This window comes from Rhizobium sp. L9, assembly GCF_002531885.1.
GTDB lineage: Bacteria > Pseudomonadota > Alphaproteobacteria > Rhizobiales > Rhizobiaceae > Rhizobium.
In genome coordinates this window covers 1-25,773 of the sequence record NZ_NWSZ01000018.1, presented here as the reverse complement: position 1 = coordinate 25,773, position 25,773 = coordinate 1, and the positions used below count along the sequence as shown (strand labels likewise).

General features: G+C 60.6%; 26 protein-coding genes. 19 read left to right on the top strand and 7 right to left on the bottom strand.

The window, feature by feature from the left end:
* Nucleotides 1–300 precede the first annotated feature (300 nt).
* The 12 genes from CO660_RS18530 (at nucleotide 301) to CO660_RS18475 (ending at nucleotide 15,468) form a co-directional block, all read left to right on the top strand.
* Nucleotides 301–1,533: an ABC transporter substrate-binding protein gene (locus CO660_RS18530; protein WP_085778455.1), complete on the top strand. Its 1,233-nt coding sequence runs from the start codon at nucleotides 301–303 to the stop codon at nucleotides 1,531–1,533.
* 151 nt (nucleotides 1,534–1,684) lie between these two features.
* The gene (locus CO660_RS18525) at nucleotides 1,685–2,590 is read left to right on the top strand and encodes a sugar ABC transporter permease (protein WP_097599962.1); all 906 of its coding nucleotides are present in this window, start codon (nucleotides 1,685–1,687) and stop codon (nucleotides 2,588–2,590) included.
* A complete protein-coding gene (locus CO660_RS18520; protein WP_097599961.1) occupies nucleotides 2,583–3,527 on the top strand; it encodes a carbohydrate ABC transporter permease in 945 nt (314 codons plus the stop codon). The genes CO660_RS18525 and CO660_RS18520 overlap by 8 nt, the downstream gene beginning before the upstream one ends.
* A 4-nt stretch (nucleotides 3,528–3,531) precedes the next feature.
* On the top strand, nucleotides 3,532–4,638 hold the full coding sequence (locus tag CO660_RS18515; RefSeq protein WP_097599960.1) for an ABC transporter ATP-binding protein: 1,107 nt from the start codon (nucleotides 3,532–3,534) through the stop codon (nucleotides 4,636–4,638).
* Nucleotides 4,639–4,911: 273 nt separating this feature from the next.
* Nucleotides 4,912–7,371, top strand: coding sequence for a glycoside hydrolase family 2 protein (locus CO660_RS18510; protein WP_097600086.1), 2,460 nt, complete (start codon nucleotides 4,912–4,914; stop codon nucleotides 7,369–7,371).
* A gap of 39 nt (nucleotides 7,372–7,410) precedes the next feature.
* Nucleotides 7,411–8,172 (top strand): sugar phosphate isomerase/epimerase, encoded by a 762-nt coding sequence (locus CO660_RS18505; protein ID WP_085778451.1) that lies wholly within the window; start codon nucleotides 7,411–7,413, stop codon nucleotides 8,170–8,172.
* A gap of 8 nt (nucleotides 8,173–8,180) precedes the next feature.
* Nucleotides 8,181–9,314, top strand: a complete 1,134-nt coding sequence (locus CO660_RS18500) for a Gfo/Idh/MocA family oxidoreductase (RefSeq protein WP_097599959.1) — start codon at nucleotides 8,181–8,183, stop codon at nucleotides 9,312–9,314.
* A gap of 310 nt (nucleotides 9,315–9,624) precedes the next feature.
* On the top strand, nucleotides 9,625–10,656 hold the full coding sequence (mgrA, locus tag CO660_RS18495) for an L-glyceraldehyde 3-phosphate reductase (protein ID WP_097599958.1): 1,032 nt from the start codon (nucleotides 9,625–9,627) through the stop codon (nucleotides 10,654–10,656).
* A gap of 110 nt (nucleotides 10,657–10,766) precedes the next feature.
* A complete protein-coding gene (locus tag CO660_RS18490; protein ID WP_097599957.1) occupies nucleotides 10,767–12,380 on the top strand; it encodes a glycoside hydrolase family 43 protein in 1,614 nt (537 codons plus the stop codon).
* Between the two features lie 557 nt (nucleotides 12,381–12,937).
* Nucleotides 12,938–13,864: an ABC transporter ATP-binding protein gene (locus tag CO660_RS18485; protein WP_085778446.1), complete on the top strand. Its 927-nt coding sequence runs from the start codon at nucleotides 12,938–12,940 to the stop codon at nucleotides 13,862–13,864.
* On the top strand, nucleotides 13,861–14,622 hold the full coding sequence (locus CO660_RS18480) for an ABC transporter permease (protein WP_097599956.1): 762 nt from the start codon (nucleotides 13,861–13,863) through the stop codon (nucleotides 14,620–14,622). The genes CO660_RS18485 and CO660_RS18480 overlap by 4 nt, the downstream gene beginning before the upstream one ends.
* Nucleotides 14,623–14,739: 117 nt before the next feature.
* A complete protein-coding gene (locus CO660_RS18475) occupies nucleotides 14,740–15,468 on the top strand; it encodes an SDR family oxidoreductase (protein WP_097599955.1) in 729 nt (242 codons plus the stop codon).
* Here the strand turns inward: CO660_RS18475 and CO660_RS18470 are convergent.
* The 3 genes from CO660_RS18470 to CO660_RS33355 form a co-directional block, all read right to left on the bottom strand.
* The gene (locus CO660_RS18470; RefSeq protein ID WP_097599954.1) at nucleotides 15,431–16,354 is read right to left on the bottom strand and encodes a LysR family transcriptional regulator; all 924 of its coding nucleotides are present in this window, start codon (nucleotides 16,352–16,354) and stop codon (nucleotides 15,431–15,433) included. The genes CO660_RS18475 and CO660_RS18470 overlap by 38 nt on opposite strands.
* 68 nt (nucleotides 16,355–16,422) lie before the next feature.
* Nucleotides 16,423–16,545, bottom strand: a complete 123-nt coding sequence (locus CO660_RS34320) for a hypothetical protein (protein ID WP_259668339.1) — start codon at nucleotides 16,543–16,545, stop codon at nucleotides 16,423–16,425.
* Nucleotides 16,546–16,555: 10 nt separating this feature from the next.
* Entirely contained in the window at nucleotides 16,556–16,825 is a 270-nt protein-coding gene (locus tag CO660_RS33355; RefSeq protein ID WP_176536314.1) for a hypothetical protein, read from the bottom strand.
* Here CO660_RS33355 and CO660_RS18465 point away from each other — a divergent pair.
* Nucleotides 16,824–18,107: an MFS transporter gene (locus CO660_RS18465; protein WP_097600085.1), complete on the top strand. Its 1,284-nt coding sequence runs from the start codon at nucleotides 16,824–16,826 to the stop codon at nucleotides 18,105–18,107. The two genes, CO660_RS33355 and CO660_RS18465, sit on opposite strands and share 2 nt — an antisense overlap.
* Before the next feature lie 14 nt (nucleotides 18,108–18,121).
* Here the strand turns inward: CO660_RS18465 and CO660_RS18460 are convergent, their stop codons facing one another.
* From CO660_RS18460 to CO660_RS18450, 3 genes are read right to left on the bottom strand one after another with little or no spacing between them, the layout of a single operon-like run.
* Nucleotides 18,122–18,817 carry a TIGR02281 family clan AA aspartic protease gene (locus CO660_RS18460; protein ID WP_097599953.1) on the bottom strand — a complete coding sequence of 232 codons (696 nt, stop codon included), beginning with the start codon at nucleotides 18,815–18,817 and terminating at the stop codon, nucleotides 18,122–18,124.
* Nucleotides 18,814–19,029 (bottom strand): DUF1289 domain-containing protein, encoded by a 216-nt coding sequence (locus CO660_RS18455; RefSeq protein WP_097599952.1) that lies wholly within the window; start codon nucleotides 19,027–19,029, stop codon nucleotides 18,814–18,816. The genes CO660_RS18460 and CO660_RS18455 overlap by 4 nt, the downstream gene beginning before the upstream one ends.
* 18 nt (nucleotides 19,030–19,047) lie before the next feature.
* Nucleotides 19,048–19,830, bottom strand: a complete 783-nt coding sequence (locus CO660_RS18450; protein ID WP_097599951.1) for an adenosylcobinamide-GDP ribazoletransferase — start codon at nucleotides 19,828–19,830, stop codon at nucleotides 19,048–19,050.
* A gap of 137 nt (nucleotides 19,831–19,967) precedes the next feature.
* On the opposite strand from CO660_RS18450, the gene cobT reads away from it, so the two are divergent.
* On the top strand, nucleotides 19,968–20,984 hold the full coding sequence (gene cobT, locus CO660_RS18445; RefSeq protein ID WP_097599950.1) for a nicotinate-nucleotide--dimethylbenzimidazole phosphoribosyltransferase: 1,017 nt from the start codon (nucleotides 19,968–19,970) through the stop codon (nucleotides 20,982–20,984).
* 136 nt (nucleotides 20,985–21,120) lie between these two features.
* A complete protein-coding gene (locus CO660_RS18440) occupies nucleotides 21,121–21,510 on the top strand; it encodes a diacylglycerol kinase (protein WP_097599949.1) in 390 nt (129 codons plus the stop codon).
* 15 nt (nucleotides 21,511–21,525) lie between these two features.
* Here the strand turns inward: CO660_RS18440 and CO660_RS18435 are convergent, their stop codons facing one another.
* On the bottom strand, nucleotides 21,526–23,061 hold the full coding sequence (locus CO660_RS18435; RefSeq protein ID WP_097599948.1) for a HAMP domain-containing sensor histidine kinase: 1,536 nt from the start codon (nucleotides 23,059–23,061) through the stop codon (nucleotides 21,526–21,528).
* A 106-nt stretch (nucleotides 23,062–23,167) separates the two neighbouring features.
* On the opposite strand from CO660_RS18435, the gene CO660_RS18430 reads away from it, so the two are divergent.
* The 4 genes from CO660_RS18430 to CO660_RS18410 form a co-directional block, all read left to right on the top strand.
* Nucleotides 23,168–23,725, top strand: a complete 558-nt coding sequence (locus CO660_RS18430; RefSeq protein WP_097599947.1) for a thermonuclease family protein — start codon at nucleotides 23,168–23,170, stop codon at nucleotides 23,723–23,725.
* Nucleotides 23,726–23,729: 4 nt separating this feature from the next.
* Nucleotides 23,730–24,362, top strand: coding sequence for a uracil-DNA glycosylase family protein (locus tag CO660_RS18425; RefSeq protein ID WP_097599946.1), 633 nt, complete (start codon nucleotides 23,730–23,732; stop codon nucleotides 24,360–24,362).
* Between the two features lie 69 nt (nucleotides 24,363–24,431).
* The gene (locus CO660_RS18420; protein WP_097599945.1) at nucleotides 24,432–24,920 is read left to right on the top strand and encodes an Lrp/AsnC family transcriptional regulator; all 489 of its coding nucleotides are present in this window, start codon (nucleotides 24,432–24,434) and stop codon (nucleotides 24,918–24,920) included.
* A 689-nt stretch (nucleotides 24,921–25,609) separates the two neighbouring features.
* On the top strand, nucleotides 25,610–25,773 hold a 164-nt coding region (locus tag CO660_RS18410; protein ID WP_176536315.1), incomplete at its 3' end, for a porin.

Genomic DNA, 25,773 nt, shown 5'->3' with positions numbered 1-25,773 from the left:
TATCATTCTCATAGGTTGAATCGGTCATACTCGCAGATTTTTTCGGCAGCTGCGAAAAAGGCAGCGCGGGGATCGACGCCAAATTATCCAACTTTCCATTCAATTTCAGATAAATAATCGGATGAAGCAAGTGCGGAAAAGTCTGCCCGATTGCCGATTTGCCGGGTGTGGAGAGTTCGTCTGAAACAGCCAGAAGTCGCAATATGGATCTTTAAAGAAAAATTTACGGGCGGGCAGTTGCGTGGGGAAATCGATTGATCTAAGTTTTTCCGGCAACGTTTCAGTGAGGGAGGAGAACTCATGAAAATCCGTATGATGGCGGCTATGCTCGCCGCTTCAGCAGCACTTCCGATCAGCGCCAGCGCCACCGACCTCGAAGTCACCCATTGGTGGACGTCCGGCGGCGAGTCCGCTGCTGTCGCCGAGCTGGCAAAGGCATTCGACGCTACCGGCAACCACTGGGTCGACGGCGCTATCGCCGGTTCCGGCGGAACTGCGCGCCCGATCATGATCAGCCGCATCACCGGCGGCGACCCGATGGGCGCCACCCAGTTCAACCATGGCCGCCAGGCGGAAGAGCTTGTCCAGGCGGGCCTGATGCGCGACCTGACCGATGTCGCGACCGCGGAGCACTGGAAGGACATTATTCGTCCGTCTAGCCTGCTCGATTCCTGCACGATCGACGGCAAGATCTACTGCGCTCCGGTCAACATCCACTCCTGGCAGTGGCTGTGGCTTTCGAACGCTGCCTTCAAGAAGGCCGGTGTCGAGGTTCCGAAGAACTGGGACGAATTCGTCGCTGCCGCTCCGGCTCTCGAAAAGGCCGGTATCATTCCGCTCGCTGTCGGCGGTCAGCCATGGCAGGCGACAGGCGCCTTCGACGTGCTTATGGTAGCGGTCGCCGGCAAGGACGTGTTCAACAAGGTCTTCAAGGACAAGGATGCAGAGGTCGCCGCCGGACCCGAGATCGCCAAGGTCTTCAAGGCTGCCGACGACGCCCGCCGCATGTCCAAGGGCAGCAATGTCCAGGATTGGAACCAGGCGACCAATCTCGTCATCACGGGCAAGGCCGGCGGCCAGATCATGGGTGACTGGGCGCAGGGCGAATTCGCACTCGCCGGTCAGAAGGCCGGCACCGACTATACCTGCCTTCCGGGCCTCGGCGTCAACGAGATCATCTCGACCGGCGGCGACGCCTTCTATTTCCCGCTGCTGAAGGATGAGGAAAAGTCCAAGGCACAGGCCGTGCTCGCCAAAACCCTGCTCGATCCCAAGACCCAGGTTGCCTTCAACCTGAAGAAGGGTTCGCTGCCGGTTCGTGGCGACGTCGATCTTGCCGCCGCCAACGATTGCATGAAGAAGGGTCTCGACATCCTGGCGAAGGGCAATGTGATCCAGGGCACCGACCAGCTGCTTTCGGCCGACAGCCAGAAGCAGAAGGAGGACCTCTTCTCCGAATTCTTCGCCAACCCGTCGATGACGCCGGAGGCCGCGCAGAAGCGTTTCGCCGAAATCATCGCCTCGGCTGACTGATCGGCAGATTCACTGCCCTTGCGATCCGGCTCCGCGGAGCCGGATCCTCCCGCAAGTTTCGATGGTCTTGCCGGCCCATCCGGCCGATCCAGCGGGCAGGGGTGAGAGACGGCCGTCACCGGCCGCAGCTGCGATTTGAGGAGAAGTGTTCATGACGGGTCAAGCGCAAGCAGGCCGGCCAAACAAGTTACTGCGCAATCTGAACGCCAAGATTGCGTCCATCCCAATGATCCTGACAGCGCTGGTGATCTTTGTCGGCGGCACGTTCTGGACGGTCTTTTATTCTTTCACCAATTCCAAGCTCCTCCCGCGGTTGAGCTTCGTCGGCTTTGACCAGTATCACCGTCTCTGGGCGGCACCCCGCTGGGTTACTGCGATCGAAAATCTGGCGCTCTACGGCGTCCTCTCGCTGATCTTCAGCCTGGTCATCGGATTTGTGCTCGCCGCACTCATGGATCAGAAGATCCGTTTCGAAAACACTTTTCGCACCATCTTTCTCTACCCCTTCGCGCTGTCCTTCATCGTGACCGGTCTCGTCTGGCAATGGGTTCTGAACCCAGATTTCGGCGTCCAGTCGGTGGTGCGTTCGCTCGGCTGGACAAGCTTCACCTTCAATCCGCTCTATACGCCCGAAATCGTCATCTACGGGATTCTGATCGCGGCGCTTTGGCAGGGAACGGGCCTCGTCATGTGCCTGATGCTTGCCGGTCTGCGGGGCATCGACGAGGATATCTGGAAAGCGGCCCGCGTCGACGGCATCCCGATGTGGAAGACCTACCTGCTCGTCGTCATTCCGATGATGCGGCCCGTGTTCATCACGACGATCGTCATCATCGCCTCCGGCATCGTCAAGGTCTACGACCTCGTGGTGGCGCAGACTTCGGGCGGTCCCGGCATATCATCGGAAGTGCCGGCCAAATACGTCTACGATTACATGTTCCAGGCGCAGAATCTCGGTCAGGGCTTCGCCGCATCGACGATGATGCTGGTCACAGTCGCGATCATCATCGTTCCGTGGGCCTATCTGGAGTTCGGAGGAGGGCGCAAGCGTGGCTGATATCGAAACTCTCAACACCACGGCTGTCGGCTTCGACGCCGTCTCACGGAGGCTCGGCGACGGGCCGAGCGGTCCGAAGCCGCGCCCGACGCTGTCAGCGCGCAACATCATGCTCTACGGAACGTTGACGGTTGCAGCGCTCTATTATCTGCTGCCGCTCTATGTGATGGTCGTGACTTCACTGAAGGGCATGCCGGAGATCCGTCTCGGCAACATTTTCTCGCCGCCGGTGGAGATCACCTTCCAACCTTGGGTCAAGGCCTGGGCGGAGGCCTGCACTGGCCTCAACTGCGACGGCCTTTCGCGCGGTTTCTGGAACTCGGTGCGCATCACGGTGCCGTCTGTCATCATCTCGATCGCCATCGCTTCGGTGAACGGCTATGCGCTGGCAAACTGGCGATTCAAGGGTTCGGAGCTCTTCTTCTCGATCCTGATCATCGGAGCGTTCATTCCCTATCAGGTGATGATCTATCCGATCGTCATCATCCTGCGTGAAATCGGCATCTACGGCACGCTTACCGGCCTCGTCATAGTGCATTCGATCTTCGGGATGCCGATCCTGACGCTGCTCTTCCGCAACTACTTCGTGTCGCTGCCGGAGGAACTGTTCAAGGCGGCGCGCGTCGACGGGGCGGGCTTCTGGCAGATATTCCTGAAGATCATGCTGCCGATGTCGCTGCCGATCTTCGTTGTCGCCATGATCCTGCAGGTCACCGGCATCTGGAACGACTTCCTGTTCGGCGTGGTTTTCACCCGGCCAGATACCTATCCGATGACCGTGCAGCTCAACAACATCGTCAATTCCGTCCAGGGTGTGAAGGAATACAACGTCAACATGGCAGCGACGATCCTCACCGGTCTGGTGCCGCTGATCGTCTATTTCGTCTCCGGGCGGCTTTTCGTTCGCGGCATCGCCGCTGGCGCAGTGAAGGGGTGATCACATGAACATGAATTCAACTGTCTCCAATTCCAGCGTCTCGATCAAAGATCTGTCGCTGAATTTCGGATCAGTCAGCGTGCTCAAGGATCTCAACCTTGAGATCAACGACGGCGAATTCTTGGTGCTGCTCGGATCGTCCGGCTGCGGCAAGTCGACCTTGCTCAACTGCATCGCCGGCCTGCTCGACGCTTCGGAAGGGCAGATCTTCATCAAGGGCAAGAATGTCACCTGGGAAGAGCCGAAGGATCGCGGCATCGGCATGGTCTTCCAGTCCTATGCGCTCTATCCGCAGATGACCGTCGAGAAGAACCTCTCCTTCGGCCTTCGCGTCGCCAAGGTGCCGCAGGCCGAGATCGACAAACGCGTGGCGCGTGCGGCCGAGATCCTGCAGATCCAGCCGCTCCTGAAGCGCAAGCCCGCCGAACTATCCGGCGGCCAGCGCCAGCGCGTGGCAATCGGCCGGGCGCTGGTGCGCGATGTCGACGTCTTCCTGTTCGACGAGCCGCTGTCCAACCTCGACGCCAAGCTGCGTTCAGAACTGCGTGTCGAAATCAAGCGCCTGCATCAGTCGCTACAGAACACGATGATCTACGTGACGCACGACCAGATCGAGGCGCTGACGCTGGCCGACCGCATCGCCATCATGAAGAGCGGCATCATACAGCAGCTCGACGACCCGACGACGATCTACAACCGGCCGCGCAACCTCTTCGTCGCCGGCTTCATCGGCTCGCCGTCGATGAATTTTCTGCGCGGCGAACTGGTCAAAACAGGTGACGGCATCGCTTTTACCGCAAACGGCGTCAACTTCTCGCTCGCCGCCTATGGCGCCAACGAGACGCTGCGGCCCGGCCGCAGGGTGGTACTCGGCGTCCGCCCCGAACACATCAAGGTCAACGAGAATGCCGGCGGCGAAGAACATGACGCTACCGTCGATATCGAGGAACCGATGGGGGCGGACAATCTTCTGTGGCTGAAACATGCGGGCCACACGATGTCGGTCCGCGTCAACGGCGCACGCCGCTTTGACGTCGGCGCCAAGGTGAAGCTGAGCTTCGACATGGCGTTAGCTTCGGTGTTCGATGCCGAGAGTGAGCTGCGTCTCTAACGAGTCTGCGGATGGGGCCGGAGATACTCCGTCATCCTCGGGCTCGACCCGAGGATCTATGCCCGCTGCTGCTGATGGATGCGGTTTGGATCCTCGGGTTAAGCCCGAGGATGGCGGAGAGTGCGGTGGACTGAAGGAGACCAAGGCGCTGCTTACACCTCTCTTCTCCCCAGCGGAGAGAAAAGGGCGCCAAGTCGGCCCCTAACGAACGACAGCTACCGGATGGCGATCATGCGCCGTCCTCTTCAAAAACTGCAATTCGGAAATGAAATCGTGACGCAACAATCGACCCCTTCCAGCATCGACCTTTCCGGTTCGTGGCAGCTCACCTCCGTTGATGGCGAGATCAAAAGCGTCATCACCCTACCAGGCGACGTGCACACGGCGCTGCATCGGGCCGGCCTGATCCCTAATCCCTATTTCGGTCGCAACGAGGAGAAGGTGCAGTGGGTTGCCCAGCGTGAATGGGCGGTCGAGCGCAGCTTCACGCTGCAGGAGGTCGAAGGCGACTGGTATCTCGATATCGACTATCTCGACACGGTCGCCAGCGTCCACGTCAACGGCTTTCTGGTGCTCGAAGCTGACAATAGCTTCCGCCGCTACCGGCCGGATGTCTCGAGCATGCTGAAAGCGGGCGACAACTCCATCCGCATCGTCTTTGCCTCCAACCCCGGCGTCGGCGCCGAACGGCAGAAAAAGCAGCCCTTCTACATTCCCTACAGCACCGGCAATTCGCCGATCCCCGATGGCAACATGCTGCGCAAGCCGCAATGCCATTTCGGCTGGGACTGGAACATCGCCATTGCGCCGCTCGGCCTCTACGGCACGGTTGCTCTGAAGAAGCTCGAAACGGCGCGCATCGAACATGTCGTCACCCGCCAGGTCCACAATAATGACGGCTCGGTCGACCTGACGGTCACCGCGAGCCTCTATTCCAAGCATGCCGGCGTCACCCAGATCTATTTCGAGTTCGACGGCGAACGGGTGCGCCTCGACGTCGGCGTCAAGGGCGAGACTGATGTCAATTATCTCTTCCATATCGACGAGCCGCGGCTCTGGTGGCCTTCCGGCAGCGGCGAGCAGGCGCTCTACACGCTGTCGGTGGAAGTGTCCGACGAGGTGGTGACCAGGCAAATCGGCCTTCGCACCATCGAGCTGGTCACTACGCCGGATGCAGCAGGCGCCCGCTTCGCCTTCAGGATCAACGGCCGCGAGATCTTTTGCCGCGGCGCCAACTGGATTCCGGCCGATGCGCTCTATTCGCTGTCTTCGCCCGAGAAGACTGAAGATCTGCTGCAATCGGCGAAAGCCGCCAACATGAACATGATCCGTGTCTGGGGTGGCGGTTTCTACGAGCAGGATCATTTCTACGATCTCTGCGACCGGCTCGGCCTCCTGGTCTGGCAGGACTTTATGTTCGCCTGCAATCTCTATCCCTCGACCGACGACTTCCTCGACAATGTGGCGGTCGAGGTGGATTACCAGGTTCGCCGGCTTTCGTCGCATCCCTCCATCGCGCTATGGTGCGGCGATAACGAGCTTGTCGGCGCGTTGACCTGGTTCGAGGAATCACGGAAAGACCGCGACCGCTACCTCGTCTCCTACGACCGCCTCAATCGGACGATCGAGCAGGCGGTGAAGAAGGCGCTGCCCGGTGCGCTGTGGTGGCCTTCGAGCCCGGCTTCCGGCTATCTCGATTTCGGCGATGCCTGGCATGCGGACGGGTCCGGCGACATGCACTACTGGTCGGTCTGGCACGAGAACAAGTCATTCGATAATTACCGGTCGGTACGGCCGCGCTTCTGCTCGGAATTCGGCTTCCAGTCCTATACCTCGCTGCCTGTCATCAGGACATATGCCGAGGAGAAGGATATGAATATCGCTTCTCCCGTCATGGAGCTGCACCAGAAGAATGCTGGCGGCAACGAGCGCATCGCCGGCACGATGTTCCGCTATTTCCGCTTTCCCAAAGATTTCCCGAATTTCGTCTACCTCTCCCAGATCCAGCAGGGGTTGGCGATCAAGACGGCGGTGGAATATTGGCGATCGCTGAAGCCCCATTGCATGGGCACGATCTATTGGCAGCTCAACGACACCTGGCCGGTCGCCTCCTGGTCGAGCCTCGATTATGGCGGGCGCTGGAAGGCGATGCATTATCTCGTCAAACGTTTCTTCCAGCCGGTCGCGGTCGCCGCCATTCCCGCCGAGGACTGCAAGACGATCCGCTTCTCGCTCGTTAACGACACGCTTTCAGATGTCAGCATCGATCTGTCGATATCGCTTCTGACGATGAAGGGCGAGCGGAAGCATCTGAAAGACGTGCAGGCCATGTGTTCGCCGGATGCGGCGGTGACGGCTGCGACAATCGATGTGTCCGAGATTGCCGAGGGAACATTGCTTGCCTGGCATTTCACCGCGTCGAACGGCATGGGCGGCGAGGGGCACTATGTCAACGGCACGTATAAGGCGCTGGAGCTGGAGCCGTCGGGCCTGACCGTTACCCATGAATATGTCGAGAAGAGCGGCGCCGTCGACATCAACGTCACCGCTAAGGGACTTGCGCTCTTCGTGATGATCGAGAGCGAGACGGACGGCAAATATTCCGACAATGCGTTCGATCTGGCGGCAGGCGAGAGCCGCCGCATCACCTTCACCCCGGCACGTCAACTCGAACGCGGCAAGCTGCCGGAATTCCGCTTCTACGACCTGCATTCCTGCCAATCGGCAGATTGATCCTTCCAAGAAACGGGTACGAGGCCCAAGGAGAATAAGATGACGAAACTCAGCTACCAGCTCTACAGCGCGCGCAACTTCCAGCCCTATTCTGTGATTTTCGAAAAGCTCGGCAAATCAGGCTATGCCGAAGTCGAAGGCTTCGGCGGCATCTACGCCGATCTCGACGATGCGGGACTGAAGAGCCTTCGCGCCGATCTCGACAAGAACGGCCTCGTGATGGCGAGCGGCCATTTCAGCCCCGACTTCCTGGATAAGGAAGTTCAGAAGTCGCTCAACATCGCCAGAATACTTGGCATGGATTCGATCTATGCCCCGCATCTGGCGGCAGACCAGCGCCCCTCGGACGGAGCCGGTTGGCTGGCTTTCGGCAAGCGTCTGCAGGAAATGAGCAAGCCCTATAAAGATGCCGGCTACGAGTTCGGCTGGCACAATCACGATTTCGAATTCGTCAAGCTGGCTGACGGCTCGCTGCCGATCGAGCGCATCTTCGAAGGCGCGCCCGATATCTCCTGGGAAGCCGACATCGCCTGGGTCATCCGCGGCGGCGCCGATCCCTTCGCCTGGATCGACAAGCTCGGCTCGCGCATCACCGCAGTTCACGTCAAGGACATCGCGCCGGCCGGCGAGGCGACAGATGAAGATGGCTGGGCCGATGTCGGCCATGGCAGGGTCGAGTGGGCTAAGCTGATTGCCGCACTTCGTGGCACCAAGGCGAAGCACTTCGTCGTCGAACATGACAATCCGAAAGACATCGACCGCAACATCAGCCGTTCGATTGCATCCTTCCAGACTTATTGAGGTACATCATGACCAGGGAACTTGGCGTCGGCATCATCGGATGCGGCAACATCTCCACCACCTACTTCTCGCTGGCACCGCTCTTCAAGGGGCTGAAGGTGCTGGCCTGCGCCGATATCAATATTCAGGCTGCCGACGCGCGCGCCAAGGAATACGGCGTCAAAGCGCAGACGATCGACGAACTGCTCGCCAGTGACGAGATTGACGTCGTCGTCAACCTGACGATTCCGGATGCGCATTTTCCGGTATCGAAGGCGATCCTCGAGGCCGGCAAACACGTCTATTCGGAAAAGCCGCTGGTGCTTTCGCTCGAGCAGGGCGAAGAGCTTCGCCGCATCGCCAAGGCGAAGAATCTTGCCGTCGGCTGCGCGCCGGACACTTTCCTCGGCGGCGCCCATCAGCTTGCCCGCAAGTTCATCGATGACGGGGGCATCGGCCGGGTTACTTCGGGCGCCTGCTATGTCATGAGCCCCGGCATGGAGATGTGGCACCCGAACCCTGATTTCTTCTTCCTGCCGGGCGGCGGTCCGATCCTCGATCTCGGGCCCTATTACATTGCCAATCTGATCAACCTGATCGGCCCTGTGAAGCGCGTCGGCGCGATGACCTCGATGGCATCGGAAACCCGCACGATCACCAGCCAGCCGCGCTATGGTGAGATCATCCCGGTGAAGACGCCGACAACGATCCAGGCGCTGCTTGAATTCGTCAGCGGCGCCACCGTGACGCTGTCGGCGAGCTGGGATGTGTGGTCGCACCGCCATGCCAATATGGAGCTCTACGGCACCGACGGCTCGCTTTACGTGCCGGACCCGAACTTTTTCGGCGGCACCGTCGAAGCCAGCGGCCGCGACAAGGACATCAAACCGCTGGAAGACTGGGATCATCCCTTTGGCAAGATCAACCAGGAAAACCCGAACGGGGCGCGCGCCAACTATCGCACGGCCGGCCTTGCCGATATGGCGATGGCGCTGATCGAGGGACGCGACGCGCGCTGCTCGCTCGACCGCACGCTGCACGGGGTCGACGTCATGACTTCGATCCTGAAATCGGGCGAGGAGGGCCGCTTCATCGAGCTCACGACGACCTGCACGCAGCCGGCCGCGCTTGGTATCGAAGAGGCGCAGGCGCTGTTGAGGTAGAGCGCGTGCGCCTTGGCGCTTGCCGGATCGGCGCGTTTGATCCAATAGTTTCGTTACGTTCGGGCATGTCCCACGGCTGTCCGGCTCGCTCCGATGGCTGCCCCTCACCCTAGCCCTCTCCCCGTTGGGACGGGGAGAGGGGACGTGCCAAAACGCAGTTTTGAGTTTGGAGGAAGCCGGTGCGGCATCTCCCTTCGCGCCGTTTACGGGGAGAAGGTGCCGGCAGGCGGATGAGGGGCTGCCGTCGGCGATCTCTTGGGTCGAGGTGTGGAATGACGACGATATTAGAAATTTATCAGGAGTTATTCAGATGAGCTGGCAACCGGCCGCAGACCGCTATTCGAAGATGAAATATAACCGCACGGGCCGCTCCGGTCTGAAGCTGCCGGCCGTCTCCCTCGGCCTTTGGCATAATTTCGGCGATGACACGTCGCATGACCGCAAGATCGACATGTGCCGCACGGCCTTCGACCTCGGCATCACTCATTTTGACCTCGCCAACAATTACGGGCCGCCTCCTGGAAGCGCGGAGACCGCTTTCGGCGAGATACTGCGCACCGAATTTTCCGGGCTTCGCGACGAACTGATTATCTCCTCGAAGGCCGGCTACGATATGTGGCCGGGTCCCTACGGCGAGTGGGGCAGCCGCAAGTACCTGATTGCTTCCTGCGACCAGAGCCTGAAGCGCATGGGCCTTGATTATGTCGATATCTTCTATTCGCATCGCTTCGATCCGGAGACGCCGCTCGAGGAAACCTGCGGCGCGCTCGATCATATCGTCCGCTCCGGCCGGGCGCTCTATGTCGGCATCTCCTCCTACAATTCGCAGCGCACCCGCGAAGCCGCCGCGATCCTCAAGAGCCTCGGCACGCCCTGCCTGATCCACCAGCCGAGCTATTCGATGCTCAACCGCTGGGTCGAGGATGACAAGCTGCTCGATACGCTCGATGACGTCGGCATGGGTTCGATCGTATTCTCGCCGCTCGCCCAGGGCATGCTGACGACCAAGTATCTCGCCGGCATTCCCGACGACAGCCGAGCGGCGCAGAATCATTTCCTCAAGCGCGATTTCATCCGTCCCTCGATCATCGACAATATCAGGAAGCTGAACGAGATCGCCGAACGGCGCGGCCAGACGCTGGCGCAAATGGCGATTTCCTGGGTGCTGCGCGGCGGACGCGTGACTTCGGCGCTAATTGGCGCCAGCCGCTCCTCGCACATCGTCGATTGCGTCAAGGCATTGGATAATATCGAGTTCTCGGCTGAGGAACTGAAGGAGATTGATGTCTATGCCAAGGAGGCAGATATCAATCTCTGGGCGAAGTCGGCGGAGCGGGACTAAGAGAGAGATGGGAGTGCTGCTTGCCCCTTCTCCCCGCTGGGGAGAAGGGGAAGGCGAGATAGCCACGCTAATCTGACGTACGTACCACATTTTATTTCGGAGGAGCCGCCATGATCCGCAATCCCATCCTGCCCGGGTTCAATCCCGATCCGTCGATCTGCCGCGTCGGCGACGATTATTACATCGCCACCTCGACTTTCGAATGGTATCCGGGTGTGCAGATTCATCATTCGCGAGACCTGGTGAACTGGACTCTGGTGCGCCGGCCGCTGGAGCGCGCCTCGCAGCTCGACATGCGCGGCAATCCCGATAGCTGCGGCATCTGGGCCCCGTGCCTTTCCTATGCCGACGGGCAGTTCTGGCTGGTCTATACCGACGTTAAGCGTTTCGACGGCAATTTCAAGGATGCGCATAATTACATCGTGACCTCTCCCTCGATCGAGGGAGAATGGTCCGAGCCGGTCTATGTAAATTCTTCCGGCTTCGATCCCTCGCTCTTCCACGACGATGACGGCCGCAAATGGTTCGTCAACATGCAGTGGAACCACCGTACCGAAAGCTTCGGTGGCTCTCCGAAATCGCCGGCCTTCGACGGCATCCTGCTGCAGGAATGGGATCCGGAGGCGAAGGTGCTGAAAGGCCCGATCCGCAACATCTTCGCCGGGAGCCCGCTCGGCCTCGTCGAAGGCCCGCATCTCTTCAAAAAGAACGGCTGGTATTACCTGACGACCGCCGAGGGCGGCACAGGCTATGACCACGCCGTCACCATGGCGCGTTCGCGCCGCATCGACGGGCCCTATGAGATGCATCCAAACATGCATCTGATCACCTCGAAGGATCATCCGGGTGCGGTGCTGCAGCGGGCAGGGCACGGCCAATATGTCGAGACGCCCAATGGTCAGGCCTATCACACTCATCTCAGCGGCCGGCCGCTGCCGCCGAAACGGCGATGCACGCTGGGGCGCGAAACGTCCCTGCAGAAATGCGTCTGGCGCGACGACGATTGGCTCTATTTGGAAAACGGCACCTCAGTGCCCGATGTCGATGTGCCGGCTCCCTTGGGTGCTGTGCCGGTGGAGAAGCCGATGCGCAGCGAGTACAGTTTCGATGGAGGCAAGCTGCCGGCTGATTTCCAGTGGCTGCGCACGCCCGAGCCCGGGCGCATCTTCAGCCTGACGGATCGACCCGGCCATCTCAGGCTGATCGGACGCGAGAGCATCGGCTCCTGGTTCGAGCAGTCGCTGGTCGCGCGCCGGCAGGAGCATCATAGTTTCCGCGCTGAGACTGTGATCGAATTTTCGCCCGACACCTATCAGCAGGTTGCGGGGCTGACGCAGTACTACAATCGCCATAAGTTCCACGCGATTGCCGTGACGCTGCACGAAACGCTCGGCCGCTGCGTGACGATCCTCTCCTGCAATGGCGACTATCCGAACAGTCGCCTGAGCTTTCCCGCTGAAAGCGGTGTAGCGATCCCGGCCGCGGGCCGTGTCCAGCTTGCGATGGAAATCCGCGAGAATGACCTGCAATTCTTCTGGCAGACGGAAGGCAAGGGCGCCTGGCAGCCGATCGGCCCTGTCCTCGACGCCGGCGTGATTTCCGACGAGGGCGGACGCGGCGAGCACGGCTCCTTCACAGGCGCCTTTGCCGGCGTGTTCGCCTTCGATACGTCGGGGCGAGGGAAGACGGCGGATTTCGATTGGTTCAATTATGATGAATTGTGAGGGTTAGCATCTACTGCCTCCCAACCGCACTCGTCCTTCGAGGCTTCGGGTTATGGCCGACGCCTCGAAGGACGAGGGCGGCCACCTGCTGCAACGACGCATCAAAAAGAAAAGCCGGCGCAGAGGCCGGCTGAGACGAACGCGGCTGCACAAGGATACTGGCCGGTTCCAAACGCTTGGTGACTGAACAATAACTTTCATTACACGCCGAGGCAGCGGAAAAGGGCGCAACGAGAACGCCGGTAAGACGGCTCCGCAAAGGAATGGGCGGCGGGGCGGATGCCGGTGCTTGCCTCGGCTCTCTTATCAAGCATGAATATCACCGGATGATGACATCCGGAGCCGACCGCTGCCTTTCTTTCAGGGAGAATTGCCGGCGGGCGATGGCAATCGGAAGCCGGCTATCGCCGGCTTGTCGCCGATGGGTGATCGGCTTCACGAAGGCGAGGGTGTTGGCGAGGCGTGAATGCAGTGTTCATGTTCCCGAAGGATGTCAAAGCGTCACAGAGTGACTATATAGCGGGCCGAAATACTTCGAGCATCTGCAAGAGTCCTGCATGACCCCCATTATTTCCGTTCAGAACCTGACGAAGACTTATGCCAACGGGTTCGAGGCCCTGAAGGGCATCAACCTCGATGTCGAGAAGGGCGAGATCCTGGCTCTGCTCGGGCCGAACGGCGCCGGCAAGACGACCCTGATCTCGATCATCTGCGGCATCGCCAATCCGAGCGGCGGTCGCGTGCTGGTGGCCGGCCAAGATGTCGTAAAGGATTTCCGCGCGACCCGCTCGATGATCGGACTGGTGCCGCAGGAGTTGACGACCGACCAGTTCGAGACGGTGTTCAACACGGTGAGCTTTTCGCGCGGGCTGCATGGCAAGAAGGCCAATCCAGCGCATATTGAGAAGGTGCTGCGGGCGCTCTCGCTTTGGGACAAGAAGGACAATACGCTGCGTCAGCTCTCCGGCGGCATGAAACGACGGGTGCTGATCGCCAAGGCGCTTTCCCACGAGCCGGATATTCTTTTCCTTGACGAGCCGACCGCTGGCGTCGACGTGACTCTGCGCAAGGACATGTGGCATGTCGTCGAAGAACTCCGGGCTTCGGGCGTCACCATCATACTGACGACCCATTATATCGAAGAGGCCGAGGAAATCGCCGACCGTGTCGGCGTCATCAATGGCGGCGAGCTGCTGCTCGTCGAGGAAAAGGCGGCGTTGATGGCCAAGCTCGGCCGCAAGCAGCTCATCCTCGATTTGGCGGAACCGCTAAGCCGGCTGCCAGACTGCTTTGCAGGCAATGGCCTCACTCTCGAAGCCGACGGAAGCCGCCTGACTTATGATTTCGACGCCGATAACGAGCAGGATAGCATCGCGACGCTGCTGACCCGGCTCGGCGAGAACAATATCCATTTCAAGGATCTCTCGACGCGGCAGAGTTCGCTCGAAGATATCTTCGTAGCGCTGGTGGGAGCGGGCAAATGAACTTCGAAGCGGTCAAATCGATCTACTTCTTCGAGATGGCGCGCACGCGCCGCACGCTGCTGCAGAGCGTCATCTCGCCGGTCATCTCGACCTCACTTTATTTCATCGTCTTCGGAGCGGCAGTCGGTTCGCGTATTCAGGAAGTGGAGGGCGTATCCTACGGTGCTTTCATCACACCGGGCCTCATCATGCTAACGCTGCTCGGGCAGTGTATCAGCAACGGCTCCTTCGGGATCTACTTCCCGAAGTTCACCGGCACGATCTATGAGGTGCTGTCGGCGCCGGTGGCGATGACGGAGATACTGCTCGGTTATGTCGGGGCGGCGGCCACCAAGGGCCTGATTATCGGCGTCATCATTCTCTTGACCGCCAATCTCTTCGTCGATGTCAGGATCGAACATCCCTTCATGATGATCCTGTTCTTCCTGCTGACCGCGATCACTTTCAGCCTGTTCGGCTTTATGATCGGCATCTGGGCCGGGAATTTCGAGCAGCTGAACCTCATTCCCATGCTTGTGGTGCCGCCGCTGACCTTTCTCGGCGGCAGTTTCTATTCCGTCAGCATGCTGCCGCCATTCTGGCAGGCGGTCAGCCACTTTAACCCGGTGCTCTACCTCGTCAGCGGCTTCCGCTGGAGTTTTTACGGGATCGCCGATGTCAACCCGGCGATCAGCTTGGCGATGATCACCATGTTCCTGGCAATCTGCCTGGGAACGCTCGGCTGGATCTTCAAGACGGGGTATCGGCTGCGCAACTGACCGCTTGAACGTCGATGATCGGAGAAGCCGATAGTGCTATCGGCTTCTTCCGTTTTTCTTTCGCGTCCGGCGGAGGCATCTGCTGTCTCATTCCAATGGAGAGGCGAGACAGCTGTTATGAGCATCGAAGGTCAGAAGGTGATAATTGTCGGCGGCAGTTCGGGCATGGGGCTGGCACTTGCCGGGCGTCTGCTCGAGGAGGGGGCGTGGGTGACGATTGCCGGGCGCGGTCAGGAGAAGCTTGCGACAGCTTGCCGTCATCTCGGCGACCACCCGGAACTCCGAACCCACGTCGTCGATATAGGCCGGGAGGAGGAGGTCGCGGCGCTGTTCCGGGAGTGCGGACCGGTCGATCATATCGTCAGCACGGCGGCGGAAATCGAGGGAGCCTATCAGCTGCTGTCGTCGCTCGAGCTGGCGGCGGCAGAAAAGGTGGTCCAGAGCAAGTTATACGGGCCGCTGCTGCTGGCGAAATATGGCGCCTCCCGACTGCCGTCGTCAGGTTCGATCACTTACACCTCAGGTATTGCGGCCTATCGGCCGCTCGCGCGCGGATCGATGGTCGCGGCCGTCAATGCGGCACTCGAAGGCCTGGTCAGGGCGCTTGCCGTTGAACTGGCGCCCATCCGCGTCAACGCGGTCTCGCCGGGCTGGGTTGACACGCCGATCTGGAGCTTCGTTGCCGGTGATGCCAAGCAGGCGAGGCTGGATGCGATGGCGCAGCTCCTGCCGGTTGGGCGGGTTGGGCAGCCCGAGGATATAGCCGATGCGATCCGTTTCCTGATCGGCAACGGTTTCACCACGGGCACTACCCTGCATGTCGAAGGCGGGCATCGGCTGGTCTGACTGGCGAAAGATTTTCGCTGGCCGATTGCAGAAGCAAAGCGATGTGCGGCGGTTGGACGCGCCGACGTCGCCACATCATCACCAGCGAGGTAGCAAGCGGTCGGCCGGGCCATGGCAGTTCGACGAGATCGCCGCGCGCAATGGACGGGCCCACCGCAAGACTTGGGACCAGGCCGTAGCCGGCGCCTGATGCCACGAGACGGATGATTGTTGCGATGCTGTCGGCCTCCGTGGCGACGGTCGGCGGAGCTAAACCCGCTTCGGCAAAGGCGGTATCGAGCAGGTGGCGATAGACGCAGCCGGCCGCGGTTGCGATGAACGGGGCGGTGTGCAGGGCTGTGAGGCTTTCCGGCGGCGGGATTTGCGAGCTGCCGGCGGCAATCAGCACCAGCGGCTCGCTGGCGACGCGGCGTGTCACAAAGCGCTCGTCCTGCTGGCCGCGATCGAACGTGAAGACGACATCAACCGAGCCATGCTGCAATTTCGCATGCAACTCGCCACTGCCACCGACCTTGAGTTTGAGACCGAGATCGGGATTTTGCCTGCGGAGGAGGGAGAGCCAGGGCGCCAGCCTTTCAGCGGCAATGGTTTCGAGCGTGCCCAGGGTGATAGAGGATCCGGAAATGCCGGCGGCAACACGGACGGCGGTCTGCGCCTCATCGCTCAGCGCCAGTATCTCTTCCGCATGGGTCTTCAGTGTCATGCCTGCCGGTGTGGGAGCGACGCCCTGCCGGGAGCGGAGGAAGAGTTCAACGCCCATCTCCTCTTCGAGTGCCTGGATTTGATCACTGAGGCTCGACTGAGCGAGATTGACCTCGGCAGCGGCGCGCGTGAGGTTTCCGTGCCGGATGACGGCCAGGAAAGTCTTCAGTTGTCGTGGGGTCATGTCGGGCTCCGCCATTTGCGCGAATGCAGGATATCAACAAAGGCGATCCAGCCGCAATGCGGGGGCTGTCAGGCACTTCTGACGAGCAGGGCGCCCAACAGGATGAAAAGGGTGCCGGCTGCGAGCCGCGCCATGTTGAGCTCGGAGGCTTCGCCGAGAAAGACTGCGCCTATCGCCAGGGTCACCAGCACGTTGCAGTGCTCAGATCGGGGCGAGTTTCGAGACCGGCATTTTCTGCGAGCATTGAAACCGCACGTTGACGAGATGGAAATTCTGTCTAGCTGTACGGTCATGAAGATCGCAATGGTTATTGTCGTGGTGATAGGGCGCATGGGCAGGATGGTGTAACCATCCGGCGATCAGCCCCATGCGCGGTAAATCAAGCTCCTGACGGGGCTTTTTTTGTGCCCTGAATTCGCGCTGCGCCTCGTCAGATTCCCACAATTTCCCTGACACCATGGACAAGACCATGTCACGAGACAATTCTGCGCAGACTTCCGGTCGCCGCCTGACCGAGGAAGCGGCTGCGATTTCGACTGCGACACCCCGGCGTACGATCCTTCTCCTGCTGACGGCGCTTTCGGTATTGCCGATCAATATATATCTGCCGGCGTTGCCAAATATCGCCGCCACGTTCCAGGCCGATTATGCGATCGTCAATCTTTCGGTCGCGGGTTATGCGATCATCAACGCCCTGACGGAAATTGTCGCCGGCGCGGTGTCGGATCGTTATGGGCGCCGGCCAGTGGCGCTGATCGCCGTTTCGATTTTCATCGTCGCGTCGATCGGCTGCGCGCTGGCTCCCAATATCGGCATCTTCCTGTTGTTTCGCGTGATGCAGGCGTCGATCGCCGCCTGCTTCTTCGTCGCTCTCGTTGCCATCAAGGAGACGGCGGGCGAGCGCGGGGCCGCCAACAGGATCGGCTACGCCGCCATGGGATGGGCTATCGCGCCGATGCTCGGCCCGAGCGTCGGCGGCATTCTGGACGAAGCGTTCGGATGGCGGGCGATCTTCATCGCTCTTGCCCTGATAGGCGCAGCCATCCTCGCAATTTCCATGCGCGAGCTGAAGGAAACAACCGGACTCGGGTCGAGACCAAAAGGCAATTACTTTGCTTCCTACCGGCAGCTTCTCGGTTCGGCGCGGTTCTGGGCCTATACGCTGTGCATGGCCTGCTCCACCGGCACCCTCTATATCTTCCTCGGAGGCGCATCCCTGGCAGTCAGTTCCTCGCTCGGCGGATCGAGCGCGAAACTGGGCTTCTTCATGGGAATGGTTCCCGCGGGATTCATGCTGGGCAGTTATTTCGCTGCCCGATGGACGAGGAAATCGCTCAGCACCACGCTCGTCATTGCGCGTTTATCGACGTGCATGGGTCTGCTCTTGGGGCTGATCCTGTCGATCTCGGGCGTCACGCATGTCCTGGCATTTTTCGGCCCCTGTATGTTCATCGGCATCGGCAATGGCTTGACCTTTCCGGCCGCCAATCTGGGCGTGATGTCGGTTCGCGCCCATCTCGCCGGCACCGCTGCAGGCCTTGCCGCAGCCATGTCGATCGCCGGCGCCGCGCTGATCGCTTCGATCGCCGGGCTGTTTCTCCGAGAGGCCGGCGCAGTGTCGACACTGTTCGCGATGTTGCTGACATCGGCGTCGCTTGCCTTGTCGGCAGCGTTTTTTGCAGCTTTTATCGACCGGCGACTTGCGGTCCGTATGCGCAATGGAGAGCCGGCCGAGAGCGGATCGGCGGCATGATTTGTTCTGTCGGATCAATCCCGCATGCGCAACTCGTCCGTCTGCATCTGCAAGGAGCCCAGCGTCTCCAGGAAGCTCATGCCGAGCAAGCTCTGGTCAAGCCGGCCGTCCTCGGCGACGCTGGCTGCAACATTGTTGCGGACGATCGGACCGATCGCCACCTGCTCGAGCGTAATGGGGGCCGCGCGGCTGCGGCCGTTGGCGGTCATGACCGTCATCGAGTAGGTGAGGCCCGTGAGATCGATGCCGATGCGTTCAGCATCCTCGTGTGAGAGCGCGACCATGCTGGAGCCGGTGTCGACGAGCATCTCGACAGTCCGGCCATTCACATTGACGTCCGCTTCGAAATGGCCATTCAACAGCTTGTGCAGGATGATTTCCGCGCCACCTTCGCTGGTCGCGACGACGACGGCGCGACCAGGAATGAGACCGGCGAGCACCCGGTTGCCGACGCCGATCGCTTCCTGACGATAGAGATAGACGGTCACGAGCGCCAGGATGATGACCAACCAGATCATCATCTGGCGCATGGTTTCACCGACGCTGCGCGCCCAGATCCCGGCCGACAACATCAGTGCGATCGGCAGCAGGTAAACGAAGCGGCCGAACTCGTCACTTTGCAAGCCGAGAATGCGGCCGCTGTCGCCGTTGAGGATCAGCACGGCAAGGCCGATACCGATCACGACGAGAATGACGGTGAATCGGATCATGAAGGCCGCCCCGGCCGCTCGGCGAGGCTTGTTTTCATCCGGCCCATCGTCGCGGCGGTTGCGAGCCTCGCCGGCAGTTGCGCCATGATCCCGCGCCTTTCGGCATCGGTATAGTTCATCCAGCCACCGATTTCCTGAAGAGTGCGGCCGCAACCGGCGCAAAAACCGGTGGTTGAAACCATGGAGCAGACGTGAATGCAGGGTGTTTGCATGGCTGATATATCGGAGTTTCAAAGAGTGGTGGCAAGGGCGCAAAGGGTGGCGATTTCGCAAATCTGCTGCGTCGCGCCCAGTGTGTCGCCGGTGTGGCCGGCAAGCTTGCGGCGGATGACGGCGGTGAAGGCGAATCCTGCGACACCGGTGGCGAGCAGGCTGGCGACGAGCGGCCGCAGGCCGAATGCCGGCCAGATCAGAAGTGCTGCGAGCAGACCGGCCGAGACGAGCGCAAAATGCATCGCCGCCTCATTCGGCTGGCCGGTCGAGGCGGCCACGCCATCGGCCTTTGCGGCCGGCAGCCGTTGCCAATGCCAGGCGATAGCGCCACGGCTGAGTGCTGCGACGGCGGCAACGGCAAGCGCTGCGGCGAGCGGTGAGGACTGGCGGACAATGGCGGCGAGTGCGGCCGCACGGATCGCGAAGGAGAGGATTAGCGCTATCGCGCCATAGGTGCCGATCCGGCTGTCCTTCATGATGATGAGGCTTTGTTCGCGGTTCTTGCCGCCGCCGATGCCGTCGGCCGTATCGGCCAAGCCATCTTCGTGCAGCGCGCCGGTGGCAAGAGCCTGGATGGAGAGCGCAAGCAGGGCCGCCATCAGGGGATCGGCGCGCAGGCCTGAAAGAAGCAGGAGGGCGAGCGCCGGGACGAAGCCGATGACAAGACCGGCGAGGGGAAAGGCGCGCACCAGGCGGCCGAGCCTGCCGTCATAGCCTTCGAACAGCGCTGGCGGCATCGGAAGGCGGCTCAGAAAGGCAACGGCGCGGGCGGTGTCGACCGCATAGTCCTTGATCTTCATTCTGTTTCGTTCTGCCGGAGGGCTACGGCGCTTTAGGTGTTGTTCGCTTCGCCCGCCGGCTTTAAGAGAGAGCCACCGCAAAGAAGCTGATTTGCGGCAAAAAAACAAGAATAGCCGATTCATAGGAATACGCACCGATGAGCGTTTCAGGCCTGCCTTTCGACGATTTCCGTACCCTGCTCCGGGACCTGCCGGGGCCGGATGCCCGCGCGCTGGTGGCCGCACGCGAACGCGACGCGCAGCTGACCAAGCCGCCGGGCGCGCTCGGACGGCTCGAGGAGATTGCTTTCTGGCTTGCCGCCTGGACGGGCCGTCAACCGGCCGTCAACCGGCCGCTGGTGGCGATCTTCGCCGGCAATCACGGTGTCACCAGACAGGGCATCACACCCTTTCCGCCCGCGGTGACGCAGCAGATGGTCGAGAATTTTGCAGCCGGTGGAGCTGCGATCAACCAGATCTGTGTCGCTTATGATCTCGGGCTTAAAGTCTTCGATCTGGCGCTCGATTACCCCACGGGCGACATCACCGAGGAAGCCGCGCTTTCCGAACGCGACTGCGCCGCAACCATGGCCTTCGGCATGGAGGCGATCGCCGGCGGCACCGACCTGCTCTGCATTGGCGAGATGGGCATCGGCAACACAACTATTGCAGCAGCGATCAACTATGCGCTCTACGGCGGGTCGGCGCGCGACTGGGTAGGCCCCGGCACCGGCTCGGAAGGCGAGATGCTGGAGCGCAAGATTGCGGCGGTGGAAAAAGCGGTAGAGCTGCATAGCGACCATCTTGACGATCCCCTGGAGATCATGCGCCGGCTCGGCGGACGCGAGATTGCCGCAATGGCAGGCGCCATCCTGGCCGCCCGGATGGAGCACATACCGGTGCTGATCGACGGCTATGTCGCGACTGCCGCGGCGGCGATCCTGAAAGCCGCCAATCCCTCCGCGCTCGATCATTGCCTGATCGGCCATGTCTCCAGCGAACCCGGCCATCTGCGCGCCGTCGAGATGCTTGGCAAGACGCCGCTTCTGGCGCTCGGCATGCGGCTCGGTGAGGGCACTGGTGCGGCGCTTGCCGCGGGCATCGTCAAGGCCGCTGCTGCCTGCCATTCCGGCATGGCGACCTTCGCCCAGGCGGGTGTGAGCAACAAGCATTAAGGCCGCGGCCGGCGTAGCCGACCCACCGGGCTTTGCTTGCGCCGCCCGGGTGGATTCGCTATTGGCTGGTCAACAATGGGGAGATGGTACAGCTTTTCCCCGCTCCGTGGTGCAACGGGAAGAGGAGGGGGGCGTCTTGACGAAGCCTGCGGTGACGAAAGAGACCGGGTTTCGGCATTTCATCGCCGCCGCCAGCTATTCCTGGGCCGGCTTTCTGCGCGTGCTGAAAGAGGCGGCCTTCCGCCAGGAGCTCGGCTTCTTCGTCATTTCAATGGCAGCGCTGGCGCTGGTAGGGGCGAGCATCGGCGAGATTGTCGTCGCGGTGCTGTTGTTTCTCGGGCTTTTTTCGATGGAAGCCATGAATACCGCCGTCGAAGAGGTGATCGACAGGATTTCGCCGGAGATTTCGATTGTCGGCAAACATGCCAAAGATCTCGGCTCTTTTGCGGTGACCTGCATGATCGCCGCCTGCTCTCTTTATCTCGGCCTCGTCATCGCCAAGCACCTCTTCTTCAGCGCCGCGTGACATGCCCGCGCTGAATCAGGCAAAACTCTTGCGCTTGCGCGCGACGGCCTGAGCCTCTTCGACGGCGGGCAGGCTCTGGAGCACGCGCTTGGCCGGCAGGATGGCGATAACCTCCGTGCCTTCACGCAGCTTCGATTTCAGCAGGAACTGTCCGTCATGCTTGGCGAGGATCGCCTGGACGATCGGCAGGCCGAGGCCGGTGCCCTGTTCGGCGCTCTTGATGGCGATCGAACCCTGGCCGAACGCCGAGAGGACGACGGGAATCTCTTCTTCCGGAATGCCGGGGCCGTTGTCCTTGATCGAGATGTATTGTCCGCCGCCGGCCGTCCAGCCGACCTTGACGTGGATTTCACCTCCCTGCGGCGTGAATTTGACGGCATTGGAGAGGAGGTTGAGCACCACCTGGCGCATCGACTTCTCGTCCGCCCAGATCGCCGGCAACTGCCGTTCGAATTGATCCGAAATGGCAATGTTCTTGGCGCGGGCGCGCAGCTGCACCATGCCGATGCAATCCTCGGTGATATCGAGCAGCGAGATCGCTTCCTCGCTTAGTTCGTATTTGCCGGCCTCGATACGGGACAGGTCGAGGATTTCGTTGATGAGATCGAGCAGATGCTGGCCGGAGCGGTGGATATCGCCCGCATATTCCTTGTAGGTCGGATTGGCGAGTGGTCCCATGACTTCGGCCGACATCACTTCGGAGAAGCCGAGAATGGCGTTGAGCGGCGTCCTGAGTTCGTGCGACATCGAGGCAAGGAAGCGGGACTTGGCGAGGTTTGCCTCTTCGGCGCGGCGGCGCGCCTCATCAGACATCGATTTCGCCACTTCCAGCTCGGCGATCAGGTCGTCCTTCTCCGACTGGTAGGAGAGGATCCTGAGGTTCGATTTGAAGAGCCGGTCGCTGATATAGTTGAAGAAGACGAGCGTGGTGGTGAAGAGCCCGGTCAGGCTGATTTCGAGGAGGTCGCGTGACAGGCCGCTCTTGGCGCCAAGCGCCAGGACCGTCGGCGCGAAGGCGACCAGCACGGCTGGCGTCAACATGAAGTTCGACATCGCCGTGACAGAGAGCGCAATCAACAACGTTGCGCCCTTGTAGAGAATGAAGCTCGACGGCTCGCAGGTGTCGCACCCCTGCAGCGCGAAGACGGCCCAGCAGCAACCGACCAGGAATTGGCCGAGCAGCAGCAGGCGGCGCCATTTGCGGGCGCTCTCGGAGGTGATCTCCTGTCGGCGCGCGCGCCGGGCGAGCAGGATGTTGCCAGTGTGACAGGTGAGCGTCAGCAGCGCCCAGAAGAGCAATTGGGTATCTTGAGTGAAATAGACGCCGAGGGCGGTGATGATGACGACGAAGAGCGGCATGATCGTCGCGCCCTGCATCATCGACGCTATATACATCTTGAGTACGTCACGGTCGAAGGCGGAATTAGACGCATGACCGGACTGCAGGCGTTCGCGCGTCTGCCGCACAGCCTTGGAAACGGCCTTGTTGCGGTGGCTGCGCGACCTGTCGACGATAATCTTGTCGGTCGATGTGCTTACGCCGGTACTCATGTGCACGTTGAAACTTCACCCCTGGGTGGATAAGAGCTTAACCGGCAATTCTTAAGAAGATGTTTGCCATCTTTGCCAAGGATTTGTTTTTTAAGGAGGCGAAAGCGTGACACGTGGCCTGCGCCTGATTCGTGACGGCGTGACCGCTATTGCCCTGCTGGTGCTCCTGGCGCTGATTGCCGCCAAGATCAACGATCGAGCAACAATCAAGCGTGCAGGCGCCTTTCATGCTGCCGATGGCGACAGTCTGACCTTGCGCGGGGAGCGCTTCCGCCTCGAAGGCATTGACGCGCCGGAGCTCAACCAAAGCTGTGAACGGGCGGGAAAGGCCTGGGCTTGCGGGCGCGTGGCGCGGGAGGTGTTGCAGGAGATGGTTCTGGCATCGGAAACGCTTTGCCAGGGCGATCGGCGCGACCGCTACGACAGGCTGCTTGTCGTCTGCCGAAGCGGGACGGGCGGCGACATCAATGCCAGCATGGTGCGCCGAGGCATGGCCGTTTCCTATGGTGGCTACGGCAAGGAGGAGGCAGAGGCGAGGGGAGCGAAGGCGGGGCTGTGGGCCGGGACTTTCGAGCGGCCGCGCGATGTGCGCGATCATGTCCGTCACGAATCCGGTTACGGCGACGCGCTGCGCTTCATCAGGCGGATCGTCGGATGGGAGTAAGGTGATGACCGATGAAGCCAAGCTGGAAACTCTGCGGCGGGAAATTGCCGCCTGTCGCGTCTGTCGCGACGCCCCGGCAAGCGGACCTCAGCACCGACTGCCGCACGAGCCGCGGCCGGTGGCGGTGATCTCTTCGCGTGCACGCATCCTGATCGCGGGGCAGGCGCCCGGCCTTCGGGTGCATGAGAGCGGTCTGCCGTTTGACGATGCATCGGGCGACCGGCTGCGGTCATGGCTCGGCGTCGACAGAGCAAGCTTTTACGACCGCAGCCGATTCGCCATCGTGCCGATGGGCTTCTGCTTTCCTGGCTACGACGACAAGGGCGCGGACCTGCCGCCCCGCCGCGAATGCGCTCCGGTCTGGCGGCAAAGGGCGATCGCGGCAATGCCGCAGATCGAGCTGGTGCTGGCCGTCGGCCAATATGCGCAGGCTTGGCATATGGCTGACGAGAGACGAGGCAATATGACGGAGACCGTGCGGGCTTGGAGTGACAGCCTCGTGTCCGGCCGGTCGCCGGCGGTGCTGCCGCTGCCGCATCCGAGCTGGCGCAACAGCGGCTGGCTGAAACGCAATTCCTGGTTCGAGCAAGAATTGCTTCCTGCGTTGCAGGAGCGGGTGAAGATGCTGCTTTCCTGAAACAAAATTCTTTTCCTCACGCGGAATCGGGTTATACAAAGAAAATAATTCGAAAGGACTGACGTGCGCATGGACCGCCTCGACCGAAAAATACTGCGTCTGCTGCAAGAAGATTCGACCCTTGCCGTTGCTGACCTCGCCAAGAAGGTGGGGCTTTCGACGACGCCCTGCTGGCGACGCATTCAGAAAATGGAGGAAGATGGCGTCATCAGGCGTCGGGTCGCCATCCTTGATCCGGAGAAGGTCAACACCAAGGTCACGGTTTTCGTATCGATTCGCACGGCCACCCATTCGATCGAGTGGTTGCGCCGCTTTTCCGAGGTAGTCGCCGAATTCCCCGAAGTGGTCGAATTCTACCGGATGAGCGGTGATGTCGACTATCTCCTGCGAGTCGTCGTGCCCGATATCGCCGCCTACGACGCCTTTTATAAGCGGATGATCGCCAAGATCGAGATTCGCGACGTCTCCTCCGCCTTTGCGATGGAGCAAATCAAGTATTCGACGCAGCTGCCGCTCGACTACATGATTCTTGAGAACGCCAAATCCAACGAAGATTGAAGTCGCCAATAGGTTGCGACGGACCGCTGGCCGGCAGTGGCATATACCGCGTGGGATTCGCCCCGGAATCCGGGTCTCTGAGGCGATTCGCCCGCACGCAGGAATGCGGCGCCTGGAAGCGGCTTTCGAAGAATGTGGCTCTAGCTGCAAAAGTAAGCCGGAAAAATCGCGAAAAAACGCTTCAGTTTCACCAAAATGCTAGAAAAATATATAGCCTGGTAACGATTGCACGGCTATGATGTGTGGCATCAATGAGCATCCTGTCATCATTTTGACTCATTGGTGTCGAAATCAGAACACCATGCTCTACACCGCTACCTTGTATAGGTTCATTAGTTGGCGGTAGAGTTTATGTGCTTCACCATTGTGTTCGGCGGGGTCGAACGATGGAGATTTGAGAATGCGGCATAGCGTTTGCGGCTTGCGATGGAGGTTTCCATTGCGGGGTCGTTTTGTGCGTTTGTCGTCTAATTATTTGAATTGTTGTATAAAAATCACGTTGCTGGCGAAAGTTGCTCCAGCGAACCCCTCTCAGATATATCGAGAATTGCTTGAATGCGCCTTCTGTGTGATGACGGTTCGGCGGTTCGATCGATCCGCACGCCGAGATGGCTGTTCAAACTGGGCCGGCTTCAAATTGACTACCCGATGAGACGTCAGCCCCGATCGACAAAGGAATGGATTGGTAAATGAACATCAGAATGGTTTTGCTCGCATCAGCAGCAGCATTTGCTGCATCGACGCCGGTTCTTGCTGCTGACGCTATTGTTGCTGCTGAGCCGGAACCGGTTGAATATGTTCGCGTCTGCGACGCTTACGGCACCGGCTACTTCTACATCCCGGGCACCGAAAC

What these genes read in the sequence shown, in the direction of transcription:
- CO660_RS18530 (WP_085778455.1), top strand. Translation starts at nt 301, where the DNA reads ATGAAAATCCGTATGATGGCGGCTATGCTCGCCGCTTCAGCAGCACTT.
- CO660_RS18525 (WP_097599962.1), top strand. Translation starts at nt 1,685, where the DNA reads ATGACGGGTCAAGCGCAAGCAGGCCGGCCAAACAAGTTACTGCGCAAT.
- CO660_RS18515 (WP_097599960.1), top strand. Translation starts at nt 3,532, where the DNA reads ATGAACATGAATTCAACTGTCTCCAATTCCAGCGTCTCGATCAAAGAT.
- CO660_RS18505 (WP_085778451.1), top strand. Translation starts at nt 7,411, where the DNA reads ATGACGAAACTCAGCTACCAGCTCTACAGCGCGCGCAACTTCCAGCCC.
- CO660_RS18500 (WP_097599959.1), top strand. Translation starts at nt 8,181, where the DNA reads ATGACCAGGGAACTTGGCGTCGGCATCATCGGATGCGGCAACATCTCC.
- mgrA (WP_097599958.1), top strand. Translation starts at nt 9,625, where the DNA reads ATGAGCTGGCAACCGGCCGCAGACCGCTATTCGAAGATGAAATATAAC.
- CO660_RS18490 (WP_097599957.1), top strand. Translation starts at nt 10,767, where the DNA reads ATGATCCGCAATCCCATCCTGCCCGGGTTCAATCCCGATCCGTCGATC.
- CO660_RS18485 (WP_085778446.1), top strand. Translation starts at nt 12,938, where the DNA reads ATGACCCCCATTATTTCCGTTCAGAACCTGACGAAGACTTATGCCAAC.
- CO660_RS18480 (WP_097599956.1), top strand. Translation starts at nt 13,861, where the DNA reads ATGAACTTCGAAGCGGTCAAATCGATCTACTTCTTCGAGATGGCGCGC.
- CO660_RS18475 (WP_097599955.1), top strand. Translation starts at nt 14,740, where the DNA reads ATGAGCATCGAAGGTCAGAAGGTGATAATTGTCGGCGGCAGTTCGGGC.
- CO660_RS18470 (WP_097599954.1), bottom strand. Translation starts at nt 16,354, where the DNA reads ATGACCCCACGACAACTGAAGACTTTCCTGGCCGTCATCCGGCACGGA.
- CO660_RS18465 (WP_097600085.1), top strand. Translation starts at nt 16,824, where the DNA reads ATGTCACGAGACAATTCTGCGCAGACTTCCGGTCGCCGCCTGACCGAG.
- CO660_RS33355 (WP_176536314.1), bottom strand. Translation starts at nt 16,825, where the DNA reads ATGGTCTTGTCCATGGTGTCAGGGAAATTGTGGGAATCTGACGAGGCG.
- CO660_RS18460 (WP_097599953.1), bottom strand. Translation starts at nt 18,817, where the DNA reads ATGATCCGATTCACCGTCATTCTCGTCGTGATCGGTATCGGCCTTGCC.
- CO660_RS18455 (WP_097599952.1), bottom strand. Translation starts at nt 19,029, where the DNA reads ATGCAAACACCCTGCATTCACGTCTGCTCCATGGTTTCAACCACCGGT.
- CO660_RS18450 (WP_097599951.1), bottom strand. Translation starts at nt 19,830, where the DNA reads ATGAAGATCAAGGACTATGCGGTCGACACCGCCCGCGCCGTTGCCTTT.
- cobT (WP_097599950.1), top strand. Translation starts at nt 19,968, where the DNA reads ATGAGCGTTTCAGGCCTGCCTTTCGACGATTTCCGTACCCTGCTCCGG.
- CO660_RS18435 (WP_097599948.1), bottom strand. Translation starts at nt 23,061, where the DNA reads ATGAGTACCGGCGTAAGCACATCGACCGACAAGATTATCGTCGACAGG.
- CO660_RS18425 (WP_097599946.1), top strand. Translation starts at nt 23,730, where the DNA reads ATGACCGATGAAGCCAAGCTGGAAACTCTGCGGCGGGAAATTGCCGCC.
- CO660_RS18420 (WP_097599945.1), top strand. Translation starts at nt 24,432, where the DNA reads ATGGACCGCCTCGACCGAAAAATACTGCGTCTGCTGCAAGAAGATTCG.